Annotated in this window: 12 protein-coding genes; 2 read left to right on the top strand and 10 right to left on the bottom strand. The window is 34.9% G+C overall.

The window, feature by feature from the left end; genetic code table 11:
* Positions 1–160: 160 nt before the first annotated feature.
* From ACK4M9_RS22350 to ACK4M9_RS22340, 3 genes are all read right to left on the bottom strand, one after another.
* The gene (locus ACK4M9_RS22350; RefSeq protein ID WP_409854990.1) at positions 161–283 is read right to left on the bottom strand and encodes a hypothetical protein; all 123 of its coding nucleotides are present in this window, start codon (positions 281–283) and stop codon (positions 161–163) included.
* Between the two features lie 29 nt (positions 284–312).
* Entirely contained in the window at positions 313–591 is a 279-nt protein-coding gene (locus ACK4M9_RS22345) for a hypothetical protein (protein WP_409854989.1), read from the bottom strand.
* 452 nt (positions 592–1,043) lie between these two features.
* Positions 1,044–1,328, bottom strand: a complete 285-nt coding sequence (locus ACK4M9_RS22340) for a hypothetical protein (protein ID WP_409854988.1) — start codon at positions 1,326–1,328, stop codon at positions 1,044–1,046.
* Positions 1,329–1,853: 525 nt separating this feature from the next.
* Between ACK4M9_RS22340 and ACK4M9_RS22335 the strand changes: the two genes are divergently transcribed.
* Positions 1,854–3,029, top strand: coding sequence for a DUF4317 domain-containing protein (locus ACK4M9_RS22335; RefSeq protein ID WP_409854987.1), 1,176 nt, complete (start codon positions 1,854–1,856; stop codon positions 3,027–3,029).
* Between the two features lie 143 nt (positions 3,030–3,172).
* Here the strand turns inward: ACK4M9_RS22335 and gerQ are convergent, their stop codons facing one another.
* From gerQ to ACK4M9_RS22305, 6 genes are all read right to left on the bottom strand, one after another.
* The gene (gene gerQ / locus ACK4M9_RS22330; protein WP_409854986.1) at positions 3,173–3,526 is read right to left on the bottom strand and encodes a spore coat protein GerQ; all 354 of its coding nucleotides are present in this window, start codon (positions 3,524–3,526) and stop codon (positions 3,173–3,175) included.
* A 136-nt stretch (positions 3,527–3,662) separates the two neighbouring features.
* The gene (locus ACK4M9_RS22325) at positions 3,663–4,139 is read right to left on the bottom strand and encodes a cell wall hydrolase (protein ID WP_409854985.1); all 477 of its coding nucleotides are present in this window, start codon (positions 4,137–4,139) and stop codon (positions 3,663–3,665) included.
* A 426-nt stretch (positions 4,140–4,565) separates the two neighbouring features.
* A complete protein-coding gene (locus ACK4M9_RS22320; protein ID WP_409854984.1) occupies positions 4,566–4,805 on the bottom strand; it encodes a hypothetical protein in 240 nt (79 codons plus the stop codon).
* 307 nt (positions 4,806–5,112) lie between these two features.
* Entirely contained in the window at positions 5,113–6,357 is a 1,245-nt protein-coding gene (locus ACK4M9_RS22315) for a DUF418 domain-containing protein (RefSeq protein WP_409854983.1), read from the bottom strand.
* Positions 6,358–6,798: 441 nt separating this feature from the next.
* Positions 6,799–6,927: a hypothetical protein gene (locus ACK4M9_RS22310; protein WP_409854991.1), complete on the bottom strand. Its 129-nt coding sequence runs from the start codon at positions 6,925–6,927 to the stop codon at positions 6,799–6,801.
* 104 nt (positions 6,928–7,031) lie between these two features.
* Entirely contained in the window at positions 7,032–7,853 is an 822-nt protein-coding gene (locus tag ACK4M9_RS22305) for a pentapeptide repeat-containing protein (RefSeq protein ID WP_409854982.1), read from the bottom strand.
* 563 nt (positions 7,854–8,416) lie between these two features.
* Here ACK4M9_RS22305 and ACK4M9_RS22300 point away from each other — a divergent pair.
* Positions 8,417–8,923 carry a hypothetical protein gene (locus tag ACK4M9_RS22300; protein WP_409854981.1) on the top strand — a complete coding sequence of 169 codons (507 nt, stop codon included), beginning with the start codon at positions 8,417–8,419 and terminating at the stop codon, positions 8,921–8,923.
* 89 nt (positions 8,924–9,012) lie between these two features.
* Here the strand turns inward: ACK4M9_RS22300 and ACK4M9_RS22295 are convergent, their stop codons facing one another.
* Complete coding sequence (locus ACK4M9_RS22295; RefSeq protein WP_409854980.1) at positions 9,013–9,951, bottom strand: TraB/GumN family protein; 939 nt, start codon at positions 9,949–9,951, stop codon at positions 9,013–9,015.
* Positions 9,952–10,659: the final 708 nt, after the last annotated feature.

Genomic DNA, 10,659 nt, shown 5'->3' with positions numbered 1-10,659 from the left:
ATTCATATGAATTTTCTCCTCGAATCCGAATCATCTATTTTCACTATTATACATTAAAAAAGTACCCTATAGAGATCGTCCCTTTAATAAGGTGTCCACTCTATAGGGTACAGTTTACTGTCCCCTTGTCTATCAATTAAACCTTCCGTTAATTGAATACCTATTTCTTTTTGTTTATTTCTTCAAGTAGTTCAATAATTCTTTTATTTTGTTTTGATTGCTCTTTCATATACCCAACAATAGTTCCAACACCAATCAGTACAAGTAATAGTAAAATCCACAAACAACCCCACACCCTAATTAAATATTTTTTTAGTTGGCTTTAAATCTATAAATTCCCACAAGAAGAATAGCAATTCCTACCAAAAACAGAGAAGGGAACATTACCATCATAAGTGCGACTGCTGCAAATCCATCGCCCACACTTATCCCGTATAATGTAGAAACAATCCACGTTAGTAAAGGTGAAAATACAAACATTGTAAATATGCCCCAAACAATACATTTCTTGTCTTTAAACATTCCGAAGCTTAACGCTAAACATACGATTAGTGATATTACCAAACTTACAGACGCAACATTTAACGCCATAGTTACCCTACCCTTCATCCATTTTTCATGAAAAAATTTCTACTTCTTTGACTAAAATGTTCTTAAATACCATTAGGAGCTGCCGCAACGACAGATCTTAAATTAAAGCTCACCGCTTAACAAGTATTTTATGATAGTGTAGTTAATTAACAGCCCCACGATAATTCACTATAACTTCAGCCATTTTATTGTTGATGTATTGAATTTCCCTTAGTGTTTCTATGCGCTCATTCCGACTACCAGTTGACAAGTTTAAATGTAATGTTTTTAACTCTTGATAGTATGGGACGGTCTTTTCTAATATTTCTAGTAATTGTTCATCAGGTTAAATTTAATGAGCGTTAAAATGAAAAATAACCAATACGCTTATAATGCCAAACATCATTAATTAAAAAGGAGAATACATGCTTTTTCCCTTCTAGGTACTCTCTATGTTTTTTATTACCCTTTTTTTATAAACGTCTTTGATTATTTATTTTAATGTCTAAATTTAATGTACGATCTTTTACCTCGTTTATTTCCACTTCAATATTGTCTAAAATTTTACTAATAATATAGCTCATAAATAATAAAACACTTCCCGTTGATAACAAAAAATATAAACTAACAATTCCTAAACCTTCAAAGAATTCATTAACGTTGTATGCAATAATATTAAATATGCCAATAATAAATAGCGATAGACCTACTGCAAATAGTGCCCCACAATAATTCTTTGCTTTTTTCATCCTTTTCACCTCTACTCTTTCCATCGTTTAAATTTTTTCATTTACATCAGAATCTTACTTGTCCTGTTATTTGGTGCAAATAGCTTAACCTCGGAGTTGTTATAACTCCCTTTTTAGCCTAATAATGGGATTATATATCAATTATTCGACTAGAAGTTAGGAAAACCTTTGTTTTGGGTTGGGACTGAAAGGAAAATAACAAAAAGCAGCCTATCAATTCCTCAACATGAGAAAAGATAGACTGGTGGGACATTGGGACAGGTCCATTAGTTCATCATAACTTCATGGCTACGATTAATGTGCAATTCATTTCTTTCCCTACCCCTTTATACTCAATTACAAAATCTCTCATACTTATCCGCTAAAATTACCAACGGGAAATCGGCAAGTGTTCATTAATTGGAATTGCACAATGAATTCTTAATTTGAAGCCAATATGTTAAAATAATAAAATGCTATAGTTGGTAAAGTTAAATGCTTGGCACTTAACTTTTTAAATTTGCAAACTAAAACAGTGCTGGAGTGGAAATTTAGATGAATAAAAAAGACATTGGCAATATTCGTAAACAATTTAAAGTAAATAATGACTTACTAAGGATCAGTGATATTTTTACTGTTTATATTTTGAAGGAATCCTCTGAAATCTATCATCATCAAAGCCAACCTTTTGAAATGCTAGAAGCGGAGCAACAAGAATTATTTTTCAATAACTTTAAGAAAATTCTTGGTGGACAATTGGATGAGAAGCTATTTGAATTGAAGTTTCAAAGAAACGTGGAAAATAGCAGCCAACTTATTTTACACCAAGGATTATTGAGCGGTGAAGTGGAAGACTGGAAGGAACAAATGCTTCGAATCATCGAAAAAATGCTGAATAGCAGGCAATACGAGATGGATATCGTCATCACCTTTATTCGTGGAAACTATTTCAAACCAACAAAACGGAATAATGAACAGACGGAGGAAAGTGATCGCGATTCTGTTTATACTCATCCGTTTATCTTATGTAGCATCAATAGCACACAAGAACCAAAGAAAGAATTGCTATTTGACTATGTGATCAAGGAATTTAAGTATAATATTGTTGTTGACCCTATTATCAACCTAAACGCTCCAATTGGCGGATTTCTCTTTCCTTGTTTTACCGATAATTCAGCTGATGTAAACCATATTCTCTATTCGGCCGGTAAAGCAAATGATCTCGACCACAAGTTCATTGAGGAAGTCTTAAATGGCGAAGAAACGATGACCGCAAAGGATGACAAATTTATTTTTGAAGAAATTGTAAAAGAAGTAACAGGAGATCAGCTTAATACCGCAACCCTTTCCAATGTTTATGAAGAAATTAATCGTGTTATTGAAGAAAATGAAGACGATGAAGCTCCTAAGTTAGACGTAAAAGACGTTGAACGCGTGTTAAAACAGAGCGGAATCGAAGATATTCATACGGAACAAATCGAATCCGCTTTTCAGAAAGTAATCGATGACGAGAAATATGAAATTAAGGCAAGCAATATCGTCCCAAAGTACACATCTAAATCGATAAAAATCGAAACGAAGGTCGCTAATGTTTCCATTAGTCCCCAAGATTTAAGATATATTCGACAAATTCACTTTGAGGGTAAACGTTACCTGATGATCGAAGTAGTAGAAGATACGATAATCGATGGGTTCAAGATGATTCCTGAAGTTTTCGGCGAAAAAGGATAGGGACAGAGGGACAGAGGGACAGAGGGACAGGTTCACTGTCCCTCTGTTGTGACTTAACGGTTCACTTATTTCTTAAACGGTGGGACAAGGTGCCTGTCCCCTTGCCCCACTCATTTTGCAGTGGGGTTTAGCGCATTACATCATCACTCCGATATTTCCAAGTTTGCCTGGACAGCCGGACTAATTTCGGTGTGAGGATAATTAATTCGTTCATCAAATTCTACCCAATCAAGATTTGCCATCATCAGTAGGTAGCGTTTGCCGCTGGCAGGGTCGCTAATGATGATATGGTCGCGTCCAGCCGTTTCAACGCGGCCGCGATAAATCCTAGCATTCCATTCATTGTTACCTCGGTAAGTAAAGTAGAATGTACCAACCTTGCCTTTGTTAAATCTCAAAATATTTTCGATAAACGATTCTTCCACCCTGCCCATCGGTAGTTGCTGCCCAGTCCCAATTGGCATTACTGGCATAGCATACGCGGGTCCAGAAGGCATACCCGCCGGGAAGGCCATAGGTTGTTGTGCAGGCCCGCTTGGCATCATGGGATCAGAATAAAAACTAGGGGAATAGTTCATTGGAAAAAAACTAGAGTTTCCACAAGTCATGTAAAGATCATCTCCTTATTTTTTCTCATCTATAAAATTCTGGGCAATAGCCCGGTACAGCGACATAGAAGCAATGGTTTTTGTGCGCGAATTCGAACTGCGTCATGGGTGATCTTGGCATCGTAGGGGTACAAGGATCACGGTATGTTTGCCCTGGACTCGGATTAAAAAACCACAAACTCGTTCTGGCTCGAGGACTCCTATGACCATGCAACAAATTCCTAGCCCTTTCGAGATCTTCTTCTGACGGACGCTGTGTATATAATGATCCATTTAAGACAGGTTCAAAATGAGGAATTCCAGTTCCCGGTATCGTTTGATAGATGACATGATTGATAGTGCGAAGATTTCTGAAGTCCGGATCACAGTCTGCCTCAACCCGATTGACCGCAACCGTTCCTACAAACTCCATCCCTTCGGCACCCTCACCGATCGCCTCTGCTAGCATTAGCCTTGCTAAGTGCTCCACATCACGTTCAGTATGATTTATTCGCCTACCCATTTTCTCACCACCTTTTGTCTATACAAGTAGTCTATTGTCTTTAGTTAACTTTGGTAACTTGCCTATCCGCCCAACTATGGAAATCTATCTAAAAATTAACTAATTTACGACTGGGTCTCTGACCATATTTTCCGTGAATCCGATTACTTTGTTGGCATCCCAAAGCCTAAAGTGTATAGGCAATAACATTAACTTTCTTTTTTTAGTAAACTGACTCCTAATAAGATAAAGTGTTCTCTTTTCAAAAAACAAACTTAGAAAAAGAGTTTGCTGCGGAGTATTTTATCAAAATGCGAAAGACGACCACTCTTAAAGTGGTCGCCTTTGCTCTTAAATTTTTAGGTACAAGTATAGTGTACTGTGAACTATATTTATCTTCATTCAACAAATAACAAAACTCCGCTATTTACTGATGCTACCAAATAACTAATTCTCAACTCTCTTTTCAAGACTAAATAATCGCTTGTCCATTTCTGTTAGTTTATTGTTTATAAAATCAATTTCAAAATCTGTTTTCTTTTTAGTTACTTTCAACATTCCTACTACATCTTCAGTTTGAGAAGGTTCAATTCTGTTTACAGTTCCTTTAATTTCTTGAATATCAGTTTTTACTTCATTCAAATCATTTTGTAGTTGCAATAGGATTTCAAGGATTCTTTTTTCCATTCCGATCACCTTCCTGTTATTAAATTATAAGGCATTAAGTTGTTTTTTTCTATTATTCTTTTTTAATTTATTATTGCACATAATTTAGTCATACAGAACAGTAACATACTGAATCAAATACTTTTTATGCTGCTCTCGCTTTCGCTAACGAGTAATCTTTGAATACCTAAGTCTCAGCTTTATCTAATCCATGAACTTCAGACGATCTACAACCCGTTGCATACAATACTTCAGTAATAGAAACGGCTGCACTCTTAGGAGTACAACCGTTTATTGTATGGAATAATTTCATGGATTTAGCGATAGGCTATTGCGCTTTCTGCAGAGGTTGCACTTTTACTGCATTTTTCCCATATGTTAATCTTCTCCATAGCCACTCCATCGGCCCAAACCGGAACCGCTTCATCCAAAAATAACTGTAGACGATTTGTAGGGAGTAAATACCTATTGTTATTAAAATGCCTCTGAAAGGTCCAATGCTTCCGAATAAGCCTAGCCCGTAGCTGTAGAAAATAGTCGTGCAAAGGAGTGTCTGCATGAGATAGTTGCTCAGAGCCATTTTACCGACAGGTTGTAAGTAAGTCGTTGATTTTGCCAAACGGTCCTTGTTTTGGAGCAATAACAAAATACTCATGACATAGAAGATACTAATCGAAGGTCCACTGATGAAAAGCCCTCCATACTTGACGAAATACCATGGAGAATTAGCACCATCAATGAAAATCATTCCTAAGCTTGCAAGGATTAAGCCTAGCACACCTACCATTAACATTCTTTTTGCAATTCGACGGATCCTATTAAGATTTTCTGCCGTATTCGTAAAAATTCCAGTTCTCCAAAAATACATTCCAAAGAAAAACATGGTTAGAATAACGCCAAAAAGAAAAATATTGCCAACTGCAATGATTGAAATGTCATTAATTCGTTGCTGCAGAATTTCAACGAACGTACCTTGACTATATACATCTGCGATTCGAACAACTTCGTTTTCCATCAATGCCAGTTGCTCTGGGGTGGTCTCTATTTGAGCAACAAACATCAGAGAAGCCATAAGCATAAAGAATGTGACAACAATACTCCAAGTAATGATAGCTGCTCTTTTTAAGTAACGGAGCTGTTTATCCTTCATAAAAAGCAAAATAAAACCAAGCAAGGCATAGAACGTCAAAATATCACCATACCAGAAAAAGAAAATATGGATTAGACCAAACATGAGTAGTACGAGAAGACGACGTTTAAAAAACTTCTTTACGTAAATCCCCTTTTCTTCTCCCCGTTCCATAAACAAAAGAAACCCAATTCCGAATAACATTGAAAACATAGAAACGAATTTGATTTCAGCAAAAATAAAGATAAACCATGTACTTATAGTGTCGAGCAGATTGCCACTAAAAGAGATACCGATACTATCCGCTTGAATGGCAGGTGTGGAGAAAAATCTCATGTTGACAAGTAAAATTCCAAAAAGTGCGAAAGCCCTAATAATATCAAGCGTTACAATTCGCTCATTTGCTGCAGTAGGAACAAAATGATGCTGTTTCGGTTGCTGCACATTGCTTCCCCCCTCAAAATACTTTTTCAGGACAATTTTACCATAATTGGATATGGGAAAAAGGATGAAATAAGTCATTTAAATGACAGAATAGTAGCTGTAAAGCCTGATACGGCGCTTTTTGGAGCATTAGGATATTTTAAAAACGAGGTAGATAAAATGGATGAGTTATAAAAAATCTACTTTTTCCACAACACCTTATTACTAAGTCTCTTTAATCTGAATAATTCTTTCAGTAAAACATAATTAATTTACTGTGCAACATGAGTCAAATGCGAAGAGACGATCACTTAATAAACGTGATAGTCTCCTAATTTTCAACAGTAAGAGTTGCTGCGCAGCACTTGGATTTGTTGTTTTTATATTACTAATACAACATAAGCCTCGTTTGTTTAATAAGAATTATTTAACTGGTAATGGTTTCTCTGGTCGCTTTGAGCATTATTTACAATCTGGATCTCCACATTTCTTCTCGATCCAGTAATTACATTTCGGGCAAAAATAACTATCAAAGGTATCGTAATAAATTTGATTAGTACCACAATTGGAACAAAAATTTTCCTCATCAATAAATCCTTCGATTTCAATATCATCTATAATCTCTGTTCAAGTAAACTGTCAGTTAGCGCAATGGCGGTCGTAACACCTTGTTTTAAACTAATGCATCCGTTTAATTAAGAAACGTTTTTGTTAATCCAATGGCTTGGTTTTTCTAAATAACTTGGGATTTTAGTATGAACATCTCCAACTGCTGAATTGATTTGTGACTGTGTAAGAAAGAGAACTTCAGACAAATCAGCACCACTTAAATCTGCGTCTCTAAGGTCAGCACCAATAAAATCAGCTCTCCTCAAATCACTTTGGCTTAAATTTGATGCTATCATTAGTTTCCCACGAAAATCTTCGCCTTGTAGATTTAACCCCTTTAAATTCACTCCTAAATAGTCTGACTTTTTCTTTAAACCGTTCTTTTTACCTTTTTTATTCCTGTCTCTATACATTTCACTTGACTCTATTAACAGAGCGTTGACCTTGCTTCTATGTGCCGTTATATCAATTTTAAAAATCTCTTCTGGCTTTTTTATGGTTAGTTCAATCGTTTCTTCGTAAATTTTTTGCAGGCGATTTTTTAACGATTGTGTTTCCTTTAAAGTAAGAGTTTGTTGAAGATACCAAAGCATTTCATGCAGTTGTTGAACACGAGGAAATACAGCAAACATTTCTTCTGCATGTACAGCATCTTCACGCCAATCTTTACCATTAAAAATAGATTGTGAAACATGGTGACCAGCACCAAAACAATCATAAGAAACACAACCACGAAAGCCTTTCTCCCTCAATTGGTCGTGTATAGCACACAAGTTATTTGAACATAAATTACGGCAGGGATTTCCGCCATCTTTGTTAAAAGGAAAATCAGATGATTTGCCATAAGGTAACGCTACACAACATAATCCAAAACAATTTTTACAATCTGATTTTAATTCAATAAACATTTTCAGCACTTCCTATAATTCACATATACTTTTTTACTGGAATAAGTTTAATAGTTTTCGAACAGGTCAACTTAATTACATCTTCTTCAATTAAACTGCTTCGTTACTTGAATAAGTAAATTTTAACACTATCTTCCATTTACAAAAAGACAAATTTTAAAGAAAGATAAATAAACCTAGTTTACTTAGCAACCAGGTTCACTACTTCCAAATTTATCCACTAACCCCACACGTTTCTTTAAGTGCAAAAATTCACTAGTTACCAAAATCATTTGTTTTAATATTATTTTTGATGGTAAATCATTTAAATCTGAGTATAATTTTGTGGGCTTAAATCTCGACAAACTGAGATTAGGTTTTCCCTTTACTTTTATTTCGGCACCTTTCAGCCACCCAAAACGCTTAAATATACCCTATTCATTATTAGTAATATTTTACAATAGTGTTGTACATTTTATATCATTATGTAATAATTTCCCTGTATAGAGTATTCAAGAAAATAGAAATCTGCTGGAAAAATTGATGAATTGTTACAGTTTTTAAAAAAATATAAGGAGTTTTTTATGAAAAAAATAATAGTACTAGTAGTTTTACTTAGTGTATTTTTTAGCGGATTTGGTATCTACAATTATTTAAGTCAACATGGCGATTTCATAAAAACAAGTCATAGTTTAGTAGTAAGAGATCTTCTTAGTGGTGGCAATATTTTATTTATAAGTTACCGCTTTCAATGGGAAGGTTTTGGGAGTCCTGAAATTACAAAAGTTGACTTCCTAAAGGGGGATGGCTCAATTGTCCAGGATGATGAAATTCTTATTGAAACTTATATAACCGAAAATGACTTCGGGATGCTCCGAGAAGTGGATATGATTAATGAAAACTTGAAAGACCAACTACTTCCTATTGAAAGTTATAAAGTTGATAAAAATTTCACCTTAGTATTAGGTATTAAGCTTCTAGATGAAAATTTTAATAATGATATTCAAACGGTTAGAATCTTTTATAAGAAATTAGGAAAGAATTTAGTCCAAGATATTTCTTTTAAAGAAGGGGTAATATTAGAAGAATAGAGGGACAGGTTCACTGCCCCTCTTTTTTTGACTTAACAATTCTCTTTTTTCTTAATCGGTGGGACAAGGTACCTGTCCCCTTGCCCCATCTAATTAATAATCTTATTTACGTCATACCCACTCTTTTTTAATAAATCAACAATACTGTTTTCACCCACAAGGTGATAAGCTCCTACGGCAACAAAATACGCTTCAGAATTTCCGTTTAATAAAAACTCTTCTATTTTTTGAGCCATCTTTCTGTCCCTCTCAAGGTAAAAGGCTTCAAAAGCCACTTCTATGTCTTTAGGATTTGCACCATCAAGTTCAAATACACGATATTTCTCCATTTTTTCGATGTCCCCGTTAATCCAATCAGTTATCTCTTCTTGGAACATGGCATCTAACTCGTCAAGTTCTTGTAATCTTTCTTTTAAAGCTAGTTCTTGCAGGTCATCAGTCGCCGCAGCATAAACATTTAACTTCTCTTCAAGAGTTTCTAATTCAATTATTTTTTTATTATCTTGATTTGCTTTCCTTATAAAGTATTGATCCATCCCTAATTCATAGGTTGCACCGCCTTTTTTAAACAATATCTCTCCTAGCAATGTATCATCAATAGCCCAGGGTTTTAAATTTTCAACCGTTTTCTCTTCTATCCCTAAGTCATTAAGCGCCAAGATTAAAGCTTCATACACCTCACTAGAAAGATTATCTTTTATAGTTGTCCCATCTGTGTACGTACCAACTTCTTTGAATAAGCGGTTTCTTTCACGTCTATTAATGGTATTTGGATTAAGCTCAACTGCAAGGTAATTAGACTGGTTATACGCTTCTTCGATCTTTTCATTTAAAGGAAGTAATGTTCGGTTTGAGAAGTGTAATGTACCAAACAAATAAACTGTATTATTTTCGTGTGTTACCTCGTACAATATTCCTTTTGACCCATTGTCTTCGGTGTTAGTCACTTCAATAGTTTTGTCATTACATCCGAAGAGAAATCCTACAATGACTAGTGTTAATAAGCTTTTTCCTAACGATTTAATCAAATCAGTCAACCCCTTAACCTGTTTTTTAGTTGCAAAAAAAATTCTTATTTTTGACTGTTAAACGAGCGAATGAATCATACTCGTCCCCTCATTTTATAAATATATCATTTAATAAAATATGTAATTAAGCTAAGACAACACCTGTCTCGTAAACCTACACTTTGGATAGTTGCCATTTCAATGTAGAATTGGTTGAGAACGTGATGATTGAATAAAATTCAATTAGCCTCTATATCTAATACAAAAGCAAAACTTGCATTTCCTTGCTCCCATGTTGCAAGCACTTCAAATACTGTTGTACCAATATTATTTAATAGATTTACTTCTTCAAATACGCCTGTAAAATTATAATCAGAATTCCATGTCCTTACCTCATATGTAATTGGGGGACTTCAAATTCTAATTTAACAAATGACGCCGAACTCACTATTGGTATTTCTTGATTTTTAATTAAACTTGGAGGTCCAAATGAATCTGCATGGGTAACCTTCACTTTTCCATCTTCTAAAACACGCCAACTGTAAGTACCGAGAGTTGGTGTTATGAGAGTATCACCAATCTTTACAACTAAATTGGGAGGAGTTAGCATTGTTTTTGTCAATATTAATTTGAGCCATTGTGATCACTTCAAAAGTGAGCCACTTCATATAATTCACCTCCCATTAATGGAGGAGAATGGAAGTTTTGGGAGAGCCAACACTCCCAAAA

Origin of the sequence: Anaerobacillus sp. (assembly GCF_046314235.1) — a bacterium.
Lineage (GTDB): Bacteria > Bacillota > Bacilli > Bacillales > Anaerobacillaceae > Anaerobacillus.
The sequence above is the reverse complement of the archived record's forward strand: the minus strand, read 5'-3'. Positions and strand labels throughout refer to the sequence as shown.